Here is a 15,779-nt window from a genome sequence, read left to right on the forward strand (position 1 = left end):
CCTCGCTGCTTGCCTGGCGGATCGCATCTGCGGTCAACCGTTCTTCTTGTTCGCTACGATTTCGGTCAGGCGAATGCCGAAGCGTGACGGATCGCTTTCGAGAACCGTGATCTCACCACGTGCAATCCGCCGACCGTTGACGACAACGTCAACGGGTTCGCCGATGCGCCGATTGAGAGCGACGGTCGATCCCTTCTGCAAGGCCATCAGGTCGGAGACCTGCATCTCGGCGCTGCCCAGCACGATCTGAACGTCAACCGGAATGTTGAGGATGACGCCAGGATTGGTGGTGGCCCCCTCGCGCGTCGGTGCGCCGGCCCGCTGCTCTTCTTCCTGCAGGACTCCGCGCAATTCCTCGATCGCACGGTTGAGCTGGTCGTCCGAGGCTTCGAGGTCGGTTTCCGGGTTGGTCTTGCTCATACGTCGTCTCCAAATACGTCCCGGCGTCAGCCAGGCATCAACCCGTCGATGAAGTCCTGGCCGGCATCAAAGGGTTGCTTGATGCGAACAGTGTAGTTCTGACCGAGTTTACCGAACTCGCAGACGAACAGCGTCTTGTTGCGCGCCGACAATTGTGCCTGCGACTGTGCGTTCTCCTCGATATCGAGCACCTGCCCGACATGCAGGCGCGCGAGGTCGCCCAGCGTCATCCTTGCCAGCGGCATCGTCGCTTCCAGGGTGACCGCCGAGCGCATCACCTCTTCGGAGAAGCGCTCGTGCCATTCCGTCTGCGAGGACAGCTCCTCGTCGGTCGCGGCGCCATTGCGCTGAACCAGCAGCACGCGCTGTGGAATCATGACCGTTATCGTACCGCTTTCCGTCGGGGTCGATAGGCCGAAGACCAGACGCACCGCCGCGCCGTCACGCAACACCCTCCGCCTCGCCTCCTGGCCTGACATGGCGCGCGGCAGCGGAAAACGCAGATCGAGCGAACGTTTGCCCGAGCCGTTCAGCACCTGTGCGATCTCTTCGAAAACCAGTGTCGCGACATCAGCCTCCAGCGGCGACAGGTCGCGTTCGATCGGCGAGACCGCGGCCTCCGGGTCGCCACCAAAAAGAGCGGAGACCATGACCGCCACGGCCTGCGCATCCATCACCATCGTCAGCGCGTCCGACGAAACCGTCGAGGGTGCAACCGTCATGGCGAAATTGTCGCCAGCATGCGACCGCGCCTGTGTCGTGCGGGAGACCTCGACCGCGCGCAGATCGATCGTCACCTGCGCGCCGATCTCACCGGAAAGACGTTTCTGCAGCGGTGAAACGATGCGTTCGCCCATCGAACGGCCGGCGCCGATCACATGCGACGCTTCCCCGCTGTCGCCGACCAGACGCTCGATTACCAGCGCACGGCTGTCATCCATGGTGGCAAGGCCGCTCATGACATCATCACATCGTTGCTCTTGCACGCCATGCTTACGCCGCCTTCTTGTCCGCGGCGCCGGCGTTCAACGTGCTCTGCTCGACAGCGTCGATCGATGGGCGATCATAAGACGAGATCGTCTTGCGACCAAACTCGATGGCAACCTGCGGCAGCGATCCGTTCATGTAGGCGAGCAGCGTCTGTTTCACGATGATGTAGAGCCGGTTCTTCTTCTCGCGCACCATCTTGATCTTGGTGGCGATCGGGCCGACCACGGCATAGGAAAGGAAGATGCCTAGGAACGTGCCGACAAGCGCCGCGCCGATCAGGCCGCCCAGGATTTCCGGCGACTGGTCGAGCGCGCCCATGGCCTTCACCACGCCCAGCACCGCCGCGACGATACCCAGCGCCGGCAGGCCGTCACCCACGGCAACCATGGCATGATAGGGCTTCAGCTTGTCGGACTTGATGGTCTGGATTTCTTCATCCATCAGCGCCTCGATCTCGAACGGACGGGCGTTGCCGATGATGATGATGCGGCAATAGTCGCAGATGAAATGGGTGAGGTCGTGGTTCTTGAGCACCGTCGGAAACGCCTGGAAGATCGCTGACTCTTCCGGATTGTCGATATGGGCTTCGACTTCGGAGCGCGACTTTGAACGCAATTCGCGCATCAACGAATGCAGGACGCCCAGCGTCTCGAGATAATCCCGTTCCTTCGGCACCGACTGCTTGAAGGCTTCCATGATACCCTTGCCGGTGTCCTTCACCGTCTTCATCGGGTTGGCAACGAGGAAGCACCCTAGCGCCGCGCCACAGATGATGACGGCTTCCCATGGCTGGATCAGCACCTGTACGTGCCCGCCCATGGCCATGAAGCCGCCGAGGACGCAACCGAGCGTCACCACCAAGCCGATCAGAATGCCCACTGCCGGTCCTTCCACAATTCAACTGCACACGGAATAGACGCCGTGCCTTGTGTGAGGCTTGAATCCTCGAACCTTATCCTTGTCGATTTTAATTGATGTGATTCAGCCTCGCGCAAGGAAGTTACTCTATTTTGACCCGGAGTGCTTCAGCAGGAGGCGTACGTGAACACGTATCTGGATTATCAACTGATCGCCAGGGATCTGGTGCGATCGCTTGATCGGACCGGCAAGCAACCGACGGTCTCTCGCGAAACGAAGTACTATCTCGACAACATCGGCAAGGTGAAGTCGATCGACGAATTCCTTAAAAACGACCGCCTGTTCAAATACGCCATGAAGGCTTTTGGCCTCGAAGATATGTCTTATGCCAAGGCCTTTATGAAAAAGGCGCTGACCGAAGGCATCGACAAGAGCGACTCTTTCGCCAACAGGCTGTCCGACAAGCGTTATGCCGAGTTCGTGAAGGCTTTCAATTTCGCGCGCTACGGTGAGCTTGCCACCAGCTACAACAGCGCGCAGCATGATGTGTCGAAGAACTTCAGCCTTCAGGTCGGCCTCACCTACACGCAGGAAGGCCTGGACTTCGCCGAAAGCGAGATCAGCTATTACATCGGCAAGATATCGAGCGTGAAATCGGTAGACGATCTCATGGCCGACTCCCGATTGCTCAACATTGCATTGGGAGCGTTCGGTCTGGATGCCAAAACCGAGACGCCGGCGCGCATCCGCGAAATGCTGGAAGGTGGCGTCAGCAACCCCAGCAGCCCAGCTAACCTGCTCGCTGTTGTCGGCGACAAACGCTATGCGAATCTTGTCACCGCGTTCGATTTCGCCAAATACGGCGCCGACACGACGGCGCAGGATGTGATCCAGAAAATCGTCCCCAAGCAGTTCCTCGCGAGCGCCGGTCTGAAGAGCATCATACCTCGCCCGGAATACACCAAGGCCGAGGGCGACTACTATGCGGCCAACATCGGCAAGGTGAAATCGATCGACGATCTGCTCGCGGACAAACGCCTGCTTCGCGTTGCGATGTCTGCCTATGGGCTGGACGTCGACACCCAGACACCGAAGCAGATCCGCGAGATGCTGGAAGGTGGAGTCACCGACCCGAACAGCCCCGCCAACACGTCGCCGAACAAGCGATACGCGCCTTTCGTAGCCGCTTTCAACTTCGTCCAATATGGCGAGGGTACGACAGCCCGCGATGTGGTCCAAAAGGATACTCTGAAGCTCTACACGACCAAAAGCCAGCTCGGCGTAGTCAAACCTGGCTCCGACTATATTGCTGCCGAAGCGGCCTACTACAGCGCCAATGTCGTCAAGCTGCGATCCATCGACGATCTGATGGCCGACAAGCGGCTGCTGAACTATGCGATAACAGCCTATGGTCTCGATCCCGAGAAGGAAACGCCGGCGCGCATCCGGCAGATGCTGGAAGGCGGTGTCAAGGACCCGAACAGTCCAGCCAACAAGTCGGGCAGCAAACCCTATGTTGCCTTCGTCACGGCATTCAATTTCGCCCAGTATGGCGAGAAGGCGACGACACGCTCCCTGGCTCAGCAGCCGGCGACCGACAACTACGTGCGCCAGACCCTCGAGCAGGATGCAGGCCAGACGAACGAGGGCGTTCGGCTGGCGCTCTACTTCCAGCGCAAGGCCCCGACACTGAAGAATTGGTACGAAGTGCTCGGCGACAAGGCGCTGGCAGCCGTCGTACGCACGGCTGTCGGTCTGCCGGAGTCCATGGCCAAAGCCGATGTCGACATGCAGGTGAGAGCATTCGAACAGAAGCTCAAGATCACGGATTTCGCGGACCCCGTGAAGCTCGGCAAGTTCCTCACGCGCTTTACCACCATGTACGAGCTCAACAATCCATCATCCCCGCAGGCGGCAGCGGTCAGCGTCCTGTTTCCCCGCCCGACGACCGCCGGCGTTTCCACCGATCTCCTCTTTGCCATGCAGCGGCTGAAGTTCTGACCATCATGCAAGATAGCCTCTACGTCGCCCTCTCCTCGCAGATCGCGCTGGAAAAGCGCCTCAACACGATCGCCGACAACGTCGCCAATGCCTCGACCATCGGTTTCCGGGCAACCGGCGTGAAATTCGAGGATGTCGTCTCCGGCGCGGGGCAGCGATCCGTCGCCTTTGCGTCCTCGGGTGATACCTTCCTGTCCGGAGCCAATGGCGGCATGCAGGAAACCGGCAATCCGTTCGACTTCGCCGTCAAGGGCAATGCCTGGTTTGGCATCCAGACGCCTTCTGGCACCGTCATGACACGCGACGGTCGTTTCTCCATGAACCAGAATGGCGAATTGCTGTCGATCGAAGGGCATCCGGTGCTCGACGCCGGCGGCGCTCCGATCCAGCTCGATCCGCGCGGCGGGCCGCCCAAAGTCGGCGCGGACGGCGCCTTGCGCCAGGGCGACCGCCAGGTCGGCGCCATCGGCCTGTTCACCTTCGATCCCGGTGTCAACTTCACCCGCTACGGCAATTCCGGCATCGTTCCGCCGCGGGCGCCTGAACCGGTCACCGATCGGTCCGACATAGGCGTAGCGCAGGGTTTCCTGGAGGAATCCAACGTCAATCCAGTCATGGAAATGATGCGGCTGATCCAGGTTCAGCGCGCCTTTGAGAACGTAGCGGCGATGGTACGGCAAGCCGGCAGTTCGACTGACGAGGCGATCAAGACGCTGGGTTCGAAGTAATCCGCGATGGCCGCCGACCGGTCCCTCATCCGCACCGCGGAACACGATTCCAGGCCTGAGAACCGGCTTGCGGTGCTGGAACACGTCTGGCGTCGCTTCGACAACGACGAAGCCATGCTCAAGCGTGGCGGTCTGGTCGCGGAAGTATCCGCCACTCACTACAAGGTGCGTGGGCTGTCGGAGATCGCACGGCTCGGCGATATCGTCGAACATCGGAGTCGCAGCGGCAATCACCGTGGAGAAATCGTCCATATCGGCCGCGACGACATCGTGGTCGCTCCCTTCGAACGCAGCCCGGATGCAGGCATTGGCGACACGGTATTCCGGCGCGGCCCGCTTGCCGTAACCCCGAACGCGTCCTGGCGCGGCCGCACCATCGACGCACTGGCACGCGCCATCGACGGGGGGCCGCCCCTGATGCGCAAATCCGAGACCGAACTGCCGCACGACGCCACGCCCGGCGCCATGGCGCGGCAACGGGTCGGCACATCGTTCATGACCGGCGTGCGTGTCATCGACATCTTCACCCCACTCTGCTTCGGCCAGCGCATGGGCGTCTTCGCTGGATCCGGCGTCGGCAAATCGACACTGCTCGCCATGCTGGCGGGCGCCGACGCCTTCGACACCGTGGTTGTGGCGCTCGTCGGCGAGCGCGGTCGCGAAGTGCGCGAATTCCTCGAGGATACGATCGGCGTAGCGGCCATGGCCAAGACCGTGGCGGTGGTCGCCACCAGCGACGAGAGCGCGATGATGCGGCGGCGTGCGCCCGATACCGCCATGCGCGTCGCCGAACATTTCCGCGACCAGGGCCATCGCGTGCTGCTGGTTCTGGACTCGATCACGCGCTTTGCCCATGCCCTGCGCGAGGTAGCGACCGGCACGGGCGAGCCGCCGGTGGCTCGCGGCTACCCGGCTTCGGTCTTCACCGACCTGCCAAAACTGCTTGAACGCGCAGGTCCCGGCCTCGAAGGCACTGGCTCGATCACCGCCATCATTTCCGTGCTGGTCGACGGCGACGACCACAATGATCCAGTTGCCGATTCTGTGCGTGGCATTCTCGACGGCCATGTCGTGCTCGATCGCTCGATCGCCGAACAAGGCCGGTATCCACCGGTCAACCCGCTTGCCTCCATTTCGCGCCTTGCATCGAAAGCCTGGACACCGGATCAGCAGACGCTGGTCACCCGGTTGAAGTCGATGATCTCGCGCTTCGAGGATACACGCGACATCCGTCTCCTCGGCGCTTACCAGGGCGGCGCGGACCCTGAGCTCGATATGGCGGTGCGCCAGGTGCCGCTGATCTATGAAGCACTGACACAGTCACCGAAGGACGGCCCCTCTGCCGATCCCTTCTCGGATCTCGCCCATCATCTGAGAGGCAGGCACAATGCCGATCCGACAGACTGACTTGCAGCAGACCGAAGCGCTGCTGCACGAGATGCTTGCCGAAGCAGAGGCAGCTGAACAGCGCGCGCGTCCAAAGAAGCGGCTGCGCTCCAGGCTGCCGAATCCATTGTCGATGCTGGCACGCAGGCCGACAGCAGGCGGTCGCTCTAAAAAAAACGGGCCTGTCGAACGGGGACTCGCCAGCGGCGATGCCCTTGCCGAGCTGTTCGCGCCGCCGGACATCACGCCTGAACCCAAGGCTCATTTACCAAATCTAAGCCGACGACCCGCTAGAACCCGCAGGACCGATTTCGTTAATCGACCCATGCAATCGAGCGAGCCGTTCCAGAGGATGAAGAAGGATACCCGGCGCAGCGACTTCATCATGGCCGCCTCGGGCGTCATGCTAGGCCTCGTTTGCGCGTTGTTTCCCTGGTACATCTTTTTCAATCCGGAGCAGTTCGGTGTTCAGGGCATCAAGTTTGGTGGTCGCGGCCAGAATGCCGGTCGCATGATGGTGACGCCTGACGGCAGCGGGACCAACCCGATGCCGGGTCAGCTCGAGGCGCTGGAACCGAACCTCGACATGTCTTTCACTGCGACGCTGCAAAGTCGTCCCCTGGCGCCTGAACAGGCGCCTGGTGTCGATGAACAGCCCTATCCGGTCGAGGCCGTGGCCTTCCGTCTGGTTCATATAGCCAACGGCCGCGCCATGATCGAGGACAACTCAGGCTTGTGGGTCGTACAGACTGGTTCGACACTGCCGGATTCTTCGCGTGTGAAATCCATCGAGCAGCGCGCTGGTAAATGGGTCCTGGTCACCAACACCGATCGCGTGCTGGAAATCTCCAAATAGCTTTCGGGCCTTGCCGTCACGCGCAAGGCCCGCGCAAGACTGGTGTCCTAATTTCCGGTTAACGATCCGGAGATTCCCATGGAGCCCGTCAACCTTTTCAACCTTGCGACCAGGCAGTCCCAGTGGCTGTCGGTGCGCCAGTCATCCGTCGCCGGCAACATCGCCAACGCGAACACACCCGGCTACACCGCCAACGACGTCGAGCCTTTTGAAAAGGTTCTGGACCGCACCGCGGTTCACCTGAGCGCAACGCAGAGCGGCCATCTCGGCGGCGCCACGGCCGCCGCCTTCAGCGTCAAGCCGCAGGAGCCGACAGGCCCCGCAATGCCATCCAAGAACACGGTAGTGATGGAGAACGAGCTGATGAAGGCCGGAGAGATCCGTCGTTCGTTCGAGCTGAACACAGCCATCGTGAAAGCCTTCCACACAATGTTGATGACCACGGTAAAGGGCTGACGCCATGGATGCTCTTACCGCCGCTCTCAAGGTTGCTGCTTCTGGGCTTGGCGCTCAGTCCGAACGCATGCGCGTCGTGTCCGAAAACCTCGCCAACGCGCAGTCTACGGGAACCACGCCCGGCGCCGATCCCTATCGCCGCAAGACGATCTCCTTCGTTTCGGAGCTCGACCGCGCTTCCGGGGGCTCCACCGTGGAGATCAATTCGATCGCCCAGGACCCATCCGACTTCCCGGTCGAATTCCAGCCCGGCAACCAGGCCGCCGACGAAAAGGGCTACGTCAAGATGCCCAACGTCAACGTGCTGATTGAAATGGCCGACATGACCGAGGCGAACCGCTCCTACGAAGCGAACCTACAAGTCGTGAAGCAGGCCCGCGATCTTATCTCGATGACCATTGACCTTATGAGGAACCAGTCATGATTGGCGGTATCGGCGCAGTCCAGTTGAAACCCGCCACCGGCGGATCGGAGACCTCGACGGATCTTTTCGGCGCAACGGGCGCCGCGCCCACCGGTACGCAGGTGGCATCCACCTTCGCCGAAGCCCTGAACCAGGCCGCAACGAAGACCGTCAACACGCTGCAGAACGCCGAGCAGGTCTCGATCCAGGCGTTGAAAGGCGATGTCGACACCCGGCAAGTGGTCGACGCCGTGATGGGCGCGCAGCAGGCGCTCCAGACGACCATTGCCATCCGCGACAAGATCGTCACGGCCTATCTCGAAGTCAGCCGCATGAGCATCTGAGGATATCTCCGTGAAAGCGCTTGCCATCGCCGCCACCGGCATGAATGCCCAGCAGACCAACCTGGAAGTCATCGCCAACAACATCGCCAACATCAACACGACCGGATACAAGCGCGCTCGCGCCGAGTTCTCCGACCTCCTCTACCAGGTCGACCGCACCCAGGGCGTGCCCGATCGCGGCAACACCTCGGTTGTACCGGAAGGTGTTTCGGTCGGTCTCGGTGTGAAAACCAGCGCGGTGCGCAACGTCCACATCCAGGGCAGCTTTACCAACACCGGCAACTCTTATGATCTTGCTCTCGACGGCAAGGGTTGGTTCCAGATCGAAGGGGCCGACGGCCAGACCTTCTATACCCGCGCCGGCACCTTCAACACCAACGGCACCGGCCAGATGGTGACGGTTGACGGGGCACCGATCGTGCCGGCGATCACCGTGCCGCTCGATACCAAGGAACTGATCGTCAACAAGTCGGGCCAGGTCTTTGCCCGCGTCGATGGCCAGCTCGAACTGCAGAACCTGGGTCAGCTGACCATCGCCACCTTCGCCAACGAAGCCGGCCTTGCTCCGCTCGGCGACAACCTCTTCCAGGAAACGCAAGCGTCCGGCCCGGCCAATGTCGGCGTGCCGGGAGATCCGGGGTTCGCAACCATCCGCCAGAACTACGTCGAAAATTCCAACGTCGACCCGGTCAAGGAAATCACCGATCTGATTTCCGCCCAGCGTGCCTACGAGATGAACTCAAAGGTCATCCAGGCCGCCGACGAAATGGCCGCGGTCGTCTCCAAGAACATCCGGTAACGAAGATGGTTCGACACGCTCTCGGTTCCGCCGCCTGCGCTCTGACACTCGCCATGGCTCTCGCCATCGGCGCGGTGCCGGCGTTCGCCGGGGAGGTCGTGCTGATCCCAAACCGTGTCATCTATCCGGGCGAGACGATCGGTTTACCCGCCTTGAAGGAAGTCACCCTTGCTCCCGGCAAGCGCAAGCCCGACGGCATGATCACCATCGCTTCGGAACTCGACGGCAAGGTCGCCAAGCGCACCTTGCTACCCGGCCGCTATATCCCGGCCAATTCGGTGCGCGAGGCCTGGCTGGTTGAACAGGGCGCGACGGTGCAGGTCTTCTTCACCGCAGGCGCGCTCACCATCTCGGCCTCTGCGGTGTCGTTGCAGCCGGGTTCAGCCGGTGACCTGATCAAGGTTCGCAATGTCGACAGCGGCAAGGTGCTTTCCGGAACGGTGATGGCCGACGGCTCCATCCAGGTTTCCGCTACATGAAGCGTACTTTTTCCATCGTGCTCGCCGCTGCGCTCTGCGCGCAGCCCGTCCTCGCCGACGGCCTGAACGCCAAGGCCAAGCGCGAGCTTGCCGCCAAGGCTTCGCGTGAGGGTGGCCAGTTCGACGATCCAAGCTACGACGGCGATACGGCCAGCCGCATGTTCCAGGTTTCGCCCGGGCCGAGTTCACTGCCGCCCGGCCAGGTCGCGTCGCGTATCAAGGATGTCGCGCGCTTGCAGAGCGCACGCGACAACCAACTAGTCGGCTACGGCCTCGTCATTGGCCTGCAAGGCACCGGCGACTCGCTGCGCAACTCGCCTTTCACCGAGCAGTCCATCCGCGCCATGCTGGAAAACCTCGGCATCGCATCGCAGGGCACCAACGCGCGCGCCAAGAATGTCGCGGCAGTCATCGTCACCGCCAACATGCCGCCTTTTGTGCAATCTGGCGCACGCATCGACATCAGCGTGTCGTCGATGGGTGACGCAACGTCGCTTCAGGGCGGCACGCTGATCATGACGCCGCTGAAGGCGGCTGACGGTGAGATCTATGCTGTTGGCCAGGGCTCTGTCGTGGTCTCCGGCTTTACCGCCCAGGGACAGGCGCAACAGGTGACGCAAGGCGTCCCGACTGCTGGGCGTGTGCCGAACGGCGCCATTGTCGAACGGGCGGTGCAGGCGGAGTTCGGCGACCAGACGATGTTGACGCTGCAGCTCTACAATGCAGACTTCTCGACCGCCGTGCGCATCGCAGACGCCGTTAACGATTATACCCGCCAGCGTTTCGGCGTCCGTGTCGCAGCTGAACGCGACAGCCGGACCGTCTCCATCAAGAAGCCGAAAGGGATTGCAGCAGCGCGTTTTTACGCGGAAATCGAAAATCTCGTCATCGAAACCGATACCCCTGCCCGCGTCGTCATAGACGAGCGCACCGGGACCATCGTCATCGGCAACAAGGTCAAGATCTCGCGTGTCGCGATCAGCCACGGCACGCTCACCGTGCGCATCACCGAAGCGCCGACCGTCGTGCAGCCTGAACCGTTCTCGCAGGGTGTGACGGCGGTCGAACCGAACACCGCGATCGACATCAGCCAGCCGAATGCCCGAGTCGCCGTTCTCGATGGTCCGGATCTGCAGACGCTGGTTTCCGGTCTCAACCGTCTCGGGGTCAAACCCGACGGCATCATCGCCATTCTGCAAGGCATCAAGTCCGCCGGCGCGCTGCAGGCCGACCTCGTGCTCCAATAGGCTGTTCGATGAACAACGCACACTGCACCCTCTCTTCCATCATCAAGGCAGGCGCTTTGATCGCCCTTCTGGCCACGTTCGGACCGGCGGACGCCGAGGAAGCGGTGCGCCAGGTGCTGCCCGGCGGCCAGGGAGCGATTGCTGCGCAGAACCTGACGCGTGAAGCGCCAAGGGCGGAACTGGTCGAACCGGCCCCGCAAGTGCCGCTGCAGGAGAGCACCGCGGCCCTCACGACGGGAACGATTGCCCCGGCAGCCGATGAGAGTGAAGTTCAGCGCTTCTGCTCCAACATCGCCGATGCTGCGCGCGACCGCCGCTATTCGCTTCAGGCAGCCGAACTCAAGCAGTTGCAGACCGAGGTCGACAAGCGCATCGGCGCGCTTGAGGAAAAGCGTGCCGAATATGAGGAATGGCTGAAACGCCGCGAGGTCTTCCTGGCTCGCGCGGAAGACAGCCTCGTCAAGATCTATTCCGGCATGAAGCCCGATGCTGCCGCAGAGCGGCTGGCCGGCACCAATGTCGAACTCGCCGCCGCCATCCTGATGAAGCTGGATGCGCGCAAGGCAAGCGTCATTCTCAACGAAATGGACACAAAGGCGGCTGCCGCGCTCACCGGCATCATGGGCAGCGCCGCCCGCAGGGTAGACCCGACATGATCCGCAAGGCATTGATTCTCATCGCCATCGCCAACCTCGCTGGCTGTGCTTCGGACCTTCGCGATGTCAACAAGGAACCGCGAATGTCGCCGGTGGGTTCCGGCATCCGCAGCCAGGCGGAGCCTGTCTATCAATATCCAGAACCGCCTGCGACGCAGCGTCGCCGCTTTTCGCTGTGGGACGATCGCCAGAGCCGCCTGTTCACAGATCCACGCGCCTTGCGGGCCGGCGACATCCTGACCGTCATGATCAAAATCAACGACCGAGCCAAGTTCAAGAACCAGAACGATCGCAGCCGCACGGCAAGCCGTTCGTTGGGTTTGAAGGCAGACGCTGAATGGGACAGCGCCAGCACCGGTGGCAAGCTGGACGGCAGCATGGAATCCAAGACCAAGACCAATGCCGACGGCGCCATCGAACGCTCGGAAACCATCGAGCTCAATGTTGCCGCCGTCGTCACCAACGTGCTGCCGAATGGCAACCTGATGATCACCGGTTCACAGGAAGTGCGCGTCAACTACGAAATGCGCGTCCTGACCATCGCCGGCATCGTGCGTCCGGCCGATATCGGACCACAGAACACTATCGCCTACGATCGCATCGCCGAGGCACGCATTTCTTATGGCGGTCGCGGCCGCGTCTCCGAGGTCCAGCAGCCGGGATACGGTCAGCAGGTCCTCGACCAGGTACTGCCGTTCTAGCGGATAGAAGAACGTGGCCAACACCGAGCAGATAGCACCGCCGAAAGGCCCCTCGCTTATCATCCAGATGGCGATGTTGCTCGCCATGACCGGCGCGGCGCTTGGGGTTGGCTGGTTTGCCGGCACCTACCTGAAGAATTCCGAGAAGCCGGCGCCGTCGGCCAAGGAAAGCCACGAGAAAAAAGCGACCCACGAAGCCAAGAAAGAAGGCGACACAGGTCCTGCACTGGTTGATCTCGCGCCGATGACCACCAATCTGGCAGCGCCTGCCGAAGTCTGGGCCCGCGTGCAGCTTTCACTGGTTTTCGACGGGCCGCCGCCGCCCGGCATGGCCGAAGATATCCATCAGGATCTTCTCGCCTTCCTGCGCACGGTGAAGATGCATCAGGTCGAAGGCGCCAGCGGCTATCAGCATCTGCGCGCCGACCTGCAGGAGCGCGCGGCCATCCGCAGCGGCGGCAAGGTCAAGGAAGTACTGGTCAGGACGTTGTTGTTCGAATGAAAAAACTTCTCGTCTTCCTGACCGTTTTCGCGGCGACGGCAACAGCTGCCAGCGCCCAGCAGATCGATCTCGGCGGCATCGGCCAGGCCAGCGGCACTACGGTCGCCACCATCATCCAGATGTTCGGGCTGCTCACCGTGTTATCGGTGGCGCCGGGCCTGCTGATCATGGTGACGAGCTTCACCCGCTTCATCATCGCCTTTTCGATCCTGCGCGCCGGCATCGGCCTTCAGTCGACCCCGGCCAATCTGATCCTGATCTCGCTGTCGCTGTTCATGACCTTCTATGTCATGGCGCCGACCTTCGACCGTGCCTGGGCCAACGGGGTGAAGCCTTTGATGGACAACCAGATCACCCAGCAGGTAGCGCTGGAGCGCATCTCAGACCCGTTTCGCACCTTCATGCTGAACAATGTGCGCGACAAGGATTTCGACCTGTTCGCCGACCTTGCCCGCGAGCGCGGCCAGACGGTGGAACGCGGCACGGTCGACCTGCGCATCCTGGTGCCGGCCTTCATGATCTCCGAGATCCGTCGTGGCTTCGAGATCGGCTTCCTGATCGTGCTGCCTTTCCTGGTCATCGACCTGATCGTGGCCACCATCACCATGGCGATGGGCATGATGATGCTGCCCCCGACCGTGGTGTCGCTGCCGTTCAAGATCATGTTCTTCGTGCTGATCGACGGCTGGAACCTGCTTGTCGGCAGCCTGGTGAGATCGTTCAGCTAGCCTCCCCGTCAAGCAGCCGGATTTCAATCTGGAAACGCCTGCACACCGCCCGCCGCGACGGCGCGCAGTGGTTGCAGGCGTTCGCGTAGATACACGCAAACTTCAAAAAAATCAGTAATTTAGCATTGGTTAACCACGTTCCTTAGTGCTTCCATAGGAACTCTCCCCGCATAGATGACGGCATAGAGCGAATTGGCCAGAACGAATGGTCATAGGCATGATGCCGCTCCGCTCCAGCCGGCTCAATCCGGCATGTTCCTGTAAAAATGTACGTGTAAAAAGGAACAAGGCTCATGGCTAGCCTTCTGACCAATGCCGCCGCTATGACGGCTCTGCAGACCCTCCAGACCACCGGCAAGAACCTCGAAACGACCCAGAGCCGCATCGCCACTGGCCAGCGCGTTTCGACCGCTTCGGACAACGCCGCTTATTGGTCGATCGCGACCGGCATGCGCTCGCAGACCGGCGCACTCAGCGCCGTTCAGGACGCTCTCGGTCTCGGCGCCGCTGTGCTCGACACCGCCGCCAGCGCGCTGGACAAGGCGATCGACACCACCAAGACCATCCTGGCGAAGTATGTGGCTCGCGCCACGCCCGGCACCAACACCGCCGCGATCGACGCCGAAATCACCCAGTTGAAGGCCCAGGTCGTTTCCTACGCCCAGAACGCCGACTTCCAGGGCGTCAACATGCTGAAGACCAGTGGCTCGAGCGCCGCTGTCGTCACGGGCTACCAGAAGGGCGCTGCGCCGACGACGATGACCGTCGCCGCTTACGACCTCGAAGCTGCACCGGCCACGATCACGGACGCGCAGACCGCTGAAACCGCGCTTGACGCAATGAAGACCGCAGCCGCTACCATCGGCGCAGCCAAGACCCGCGTCGACGCTCAGAAGGACTTCACCAGCAAGCTGATCGACTCGATCGATCGCGGTATTGGCCAGCTGGTTGATGCCGACATGAACAAGGAATCGGCTCGTCTGTCGGCTCTGCAGGTTCAGCAGCAGCTCGGCATCCAGGCGCTGTCGATCGCCAACAGCTCCTCGCAGCAGATCCTGTCGCTCTTCCGCGGCTAATCCGGACCTTCTCGGGCAACAACCACTTGATGGCAGGGCCGTGCGCAAGCGCGGCCCTGCCTGTTTTGTTGCGCCGCCATATTAGGCTTCTCTTTAATGACCCGTTAACCATGTCTGGTTAGACAAGGTTAACCACTTGAACCGCGGCCATCGAGGCAGCGGTGGCGGTGAGAAGATTGGCATGCCGGAGCGCGCATGCGGTCATTGGAGAAGGGGAGTTATCTTGGCCAGCATCATGACGAACGCCGCGGCTCTGACTGCATTGCAGAGCCTGAGCGCCACCAACAAGGCGCTCGAACAGACCCAGTCCCGGATCTCCACCGGTCTGCGTGTCTCAACCGCCAGCGACAACGCTGCCTACTGGTCGATCGCGACGACCATGCGCTCGGACAACAAGGCCAACTCGGCCGTTCAGGATGCGCTCGGGCTCGGCGCGGGCAAAGTCGACACCGCCTATGCGGCGATCGTGGATGTCAAAACCGAGGTCGACAAGATCAAGACCAAGCTGCTTGCCGCCATGGGCAAGGGCCAGGATATCCAGAAGCAGATTGCAACCGAAATCAAGGCGATCCAGTCCGGCATTAAATCATCGGTCGCCAATGCCACCTATGCCGGCACCAACATGTTGCAGACCGACGGCGCTGCTGCCTCGGATCTGAAGATCATCGCCGCATACAACCGCACCGGAACGACAGTCAACATCGACACGATCAATGTTGCGGCCGCTGACACGCAGGTCCTTGATGTCGCCGGTACCGGCGGTTTTGTCGGCGGATTGCTCGCAACAAGCTTCTTCGATCCCAGCGCCGCCGCTCTTAGTGACGCCGCCATCACAACGGCGCTGGGCCTTGTCGAAACGGCGCTGGTCAAACTCGCCGACGGCGCAGCGACACTCGGCGCGGGCAAGTCCCGCATCGACACACAAAAGAGCTTCCTGTCCAACCTGACCGATTCGATCGATCGTGGCGTCGGTCAGCTTGTCGATGCCGACATGGACCGTGAATCGACCAGGCTTCAGGCACTCCAGGTGCAGCAGCAGCTCGGCATCCAGGCCCTGTCGATCGCCAACTCCAACGCCCAGAGCATCCTGTCGCTGTTCAAGAGCTAATCGGCCGGCACTTTCTCTCGTTTCCAGTCGGGCCGCGCCAC

The 15,779-nt window shown here is 61.7% G+C and carries 19 protein-coding genes; 16 read left to right on the forward strand and 3 right to left on the reverse strand.

Annotated elements, in window-relative coordinates:
• Positions 1–33 precede the first annotated feature (33 nt).
• The 3 genes from fliN to motA are packed head-to-tail and all read right to left on the reverse strand — an operon-like array spanning position 34 to position 2,289.
• Entirely contained in the window at positions 34–420 is a 387-nt protein-coding gene (gene fliN / locus AC3WTO_RS18270; protein ID WP_492462177.1) for a flagellar motor switch protein FliN, read from the reverse strand.
• A gap of 26 nt (positions 421–446) precedes the next feature.
• The gene (locus AC3WTO_RS18275; protein WP_492462178.1) at positions 447–1,379 is read right to left on the reverse strand and encodes a FliM/FliN family flagellar motor switch protein; all 933 of its coding nucleotides are present in this window, start codon (positions 1,377–1,379) and stop codon (positions 447–449) included.
• A gap of 34 nt (positions 1,380–1,413) precedes the next feature.
• Complete coding sequence (gene motA / locus AC3WTO_RS18280; protein ID WP_492462179.1) at positions 1,414–2,289, reverse strand: flagellar motor stator protein MotA; 876 nt, start codon at positions 2,287–2,289, stop codon at positions 1,414–1,416.
• A 162-nt stretch (positions 2,290–2,451) separates the two neighbouring features.
• On the opposite strand from motA, the gene AC3WTO_RS18285 reads away from it, so the two are divergent.
• The 16 genes from AC3WTO_RS18285 to AC3WTO_RS18360 all read left to right on the forward strand — a co-directional run bounded on the left by AC3WTO_RS18285 (position 2,452) and on the right by AC3WTO_RS18360 (position 15,738).
• The gene (locus AC3WTO_RS18285) at positions 2,452–4,269 is read left to right on the forward strand and encodes a DUF1217 domain-containing protein (RefSeq protein WP_492462180.1); all 1,818 of its coding nucleotides are present in this window, start codon (positions 2,452–2,454) and stop codon (positions 4,267–4,269) included.
• Between the two features lie 5 nt (positions 4,270–4,274).
• Positions 4,275–4,997, forward strand: coding sequence for a flagellar basal-body rod protein FlgF (flgF, locus tag AC3WTO_RS18290; RefSeq protein WP_492462181.1), 723 nt, complete (start codon positions 4,275–4,277; stop codon positions 4,995–4,997).
• A 6-nt stretch (positions 4,998–5,003) separates the two neighbouring features.
• Positions 5,004–6,404 (forward strand): flagellar protein export ATPase FliI, encoded by a 1,401-nt coding sequence (gene fliI, locus AC3WTO_RS18295; protein WP_492462182.1) that lies wholly within the window; start codon positions 5,004–5,006, stop codon positions 6,402–6,404.
• Positions 6,405–6,735: 331 nt separating this feature from the next.
• On the forward strand, positions 6,736–7,239 hold the full coding sequence (locus AC3WTO_RS18300) for a hypothetical protein (protein ID WP_492462183.1): 504 nt from the start codon (positions 6,736–6,738) through the stop codon (positions 7,237–7,239).
• Between the two features lie 78 nt (positions 7,240–7,317).
• Positions 7,318–7,695: a flagellar basal body rod protein FlgB gene (gene flgB, locus AC3WTO_RS18305; protein WP_492462184.1), complete on the forward strand. Its 378-nt coding sequence runs from the start codon at positions 7,318–7,320 to the stop codon at positions 7,693–7,695.
• 4 nt (positions 7,696–7,699) lie between these two features.
• A complete protein-coding gene (gene flgC, locus AC3WTO_RS18310; RefSeq protein WP_379125044.1) occupies positions 7,700–8,119 on the forward strand; it encodes a flagellar basal body rod protein FlgC in 420 nt (139 codons plus the stop codon).
• Entirely contained in the window at positions 8,116–8,442 is a 327-nt protein-coding gene (fliE, locus tag AC3WTO_RS18315; RefSeq protein ID WP_492462185.1) for a flagellar hook-basal body complex protein FliE, read from the forward strand. Before flgC ends, fliE begins: the two co-directional genes overlap by 4 nt.
• Positions 8,443–8,452: 10 nt before the next feature.
• Complete coding sequence (gene flgG / locus AC3WTO_RS18320) at positions 8,453–9,241, forward strand: flagellar basal-body rod protein FlgG (RefSeq protein ID WP_492462187.1); 789 nt, start codon at positions 8,453–8,455, stop codon at positions 9,239–9,241.
• A 5-nt stretch (positions 9,242–9,246) separates the two neighbouring features.
• Positions 9,247–9,720, forward strand: coding sequence for a flagellar basal body P-ring formation chaperone FlgA (gene flgA, locus AC3WTO_RS18325; protein ID WP_492462188.1), 474 nt, complete (start codon positions 9,247–9,249; stop codon positions 9,718–9,720).
• Entirely contained in the window at positions 9,717–10,967 is a 1,251-nt protein-coding gene (locus AC3WTO_RS18330) for a flagellar basal body P-ring protein FlgI (protein WP_492462189.1), read from the forward strand. The genes flgA and AC3WTO_RS18330 overlap by 4 nt, the downstream gene beginning before the upstream one ends.
• An 8-nt stretch (positions 10,968–10,975) precedes the next feature.
• Positions 10,976–11,623 (forward strand): MotE family protein, encoded by a 648-nt coding sequence (locus tag AC3WTO_RS18335; protein WP_492462190.1) that lies wholly within the window; start codon positions 10,976–10,978, stop codon positions 11,621–11,623.
• Positions 11,620–12,324, forward strand: coding sequence for a flagellar basal body L-ring protein FlgH (gene flgH / locus AC3WTO_RS18340; RefSeq protein WP_492462191.1), 705 nt, complete (start codon positions 11,620–11,622; stop codon positions 12,322–12,324). Before AC3WTO_RS18335 ends, flgH begins: the two co-directional genes overlap by 4 nt.
• A gap of 13 nt (positions 12,325–12,337) precedes the next feature.
• Positions 12,338–12,826 (forward strand): flagellar basal body-associated FliL family protein, encoded by a 489-nt coding sequence (locus AC3WTO_RS18345; RefSeq protein WP_492462192.1) that lies wholly within the window; start codon positions 12,338–12,340, stop codon positions 12,824–12,826.
• Positions 12,823–13,554, forward strand: coding sequence for a flagellar type III secretion system pore protein FliP (gene fliP / locus AC3WTO_RS18350; protein WP_492462193.1), 732 nt, complete (start codon positions 12,823–12,825; stop codon positions 13,552–13,554). The genes AC3WTO_RS18345 and fliP overlap by 4 nt, the downstream gene beginning before the upstream one ends.
• A 293-nt stretch (positions 13,555–13,847) precedes the next feature.
• Positions 13,848–14,630: a flagellin N-terminal helical domain-containing protein gene (locus tag AC3WTO_RS18355; protein WP_492462194.1), complete on the forward strand. Its 783-nt coding sequence runs from the start codon at positions 13,848–13,850 to the stop codon at positions 14,628–14,630.
• A 223-nt stretch (positions 14,631–14,853) separates the two neighbouring features.
• On the forward strand, positions 14,854–15,738 hold the full coding sequence (locus tag AC3WTO_RS18360) for a flagellin N-terminal helical domain-containing protein (RefSeq protein WP_492462195.1): 885 nt from the start codon (positions 14,854–14,856) through the stop codon (positions 15,736–15,738).
• Positions 15,739–15,779 lie beyond the last annotated feature (41 nt).

Source organism: Mesorhizobium sp. EU05-FHT14A09 (assembly GCF_058790995.1).

What these genes read in the sequence shown, in the direction of transcription:
- fliN (WP_492462177.1), bottom strand. Translation starts at nt 420, where the DNA reads ATGAGCAAGACCAACCCGGAAACCGACCTCGAAGCCTCGGACGACCAG.
- AC3WTO_RS18275 (WP_492462178.1), bottom strand. Translation starts at nt 1,379, where the DNA reads ATGAGCGGCCTTGCCACCATGGATGACAGCCGTGCGCTGGTAATCGAG.
- flgF (WP_492462181.1), top strand. Translation starts at nt 4,275, where the DNA reads ATGCAAGATAGCCTCTACGTCGCCCTCTCCTCGCAGATCGCGCTGGAA.
- fliI (WP_492462182.1), top strand. Translation starts at nt 5,004, where the DNA reads ATGGCCGCCGACCGGTCCCTCATCCGCACCGCGGAACACGATTCCAGG.
- AC3WTO_RS18300 (WP_492462183.1), top strand. Translation starts at nt 6,736, where the DNA reads ATGAAGAAGGATACCCGGCGCAGCGACTTCATCATGGCCGCCTCGGGC.
- flgB (WP_492462184.1), top strand. Translation starts at nt 7,318, where the DNA reads ATGGAGCCCGTCAACCTTTTCAACCTTGCGACCAGGCAGTCCCAGTGG.
- flgC (WP_379125044.1), top strand. Translation starts at nt 7,700, where the DNA reads ATGGATGCTCTTACCGCCGCTCTCAAGGTTGCTGCTTCTGGGCTTGGC.
- fliE (WP_492462185.1), top strand. Translation starts at nt 8,116, where the DNA reads ATGATTGGCGGTATCGGCGCAGTCCAGTTGAAACCCGCCACCGGCGGA.
- flgA (WP_492462188.1), top strand. Translation starts at nt 9,247, where the DNA reads ATGGTTCGACACGCTCTCGGTTCCGCCGCCTGCGCTCTGACACTCGCC.
- AC3WTO_RS18330 (WP_492462189.1), top strand. Translation starts at nt 9,717, where the DNA reads ATGAAGCGTACTTTTTCCATCGTGCTCGCCGCTGCGCTCTGCGCGCAG.
- AC3WTO_RS18335 (WP_492462190.1), top strand. Translation starts at nt 10,976, where the DNA reads ATGAACAACGCACACTGCACCCTCTCTTCCATCATCAAGGCAGGCGCT.
- flgH (WP_492462191.1), top strand. Translation starts at nt 11,620, where the DNA reads ATGATCCGCAAGGCATTGATTCTCATCGCCATCGCCAACCTCGCTGGC.
- fliP (WP_492462193.1), top strand. Translation starts at nt 12,823, where the DNA reads ATGAAAAAACTTCTCGTCTTCCTGACCGTTTTCGCGGCGACGGCAACA.
- AC3WTO_RS18355 (WP_492462194.1), top strand. Translation starts at nt 13,848, where the DNA reads ATGGCTAGCCTTCTGACCAATGCCGCCGCTATGACGGCTCTGCAGACC.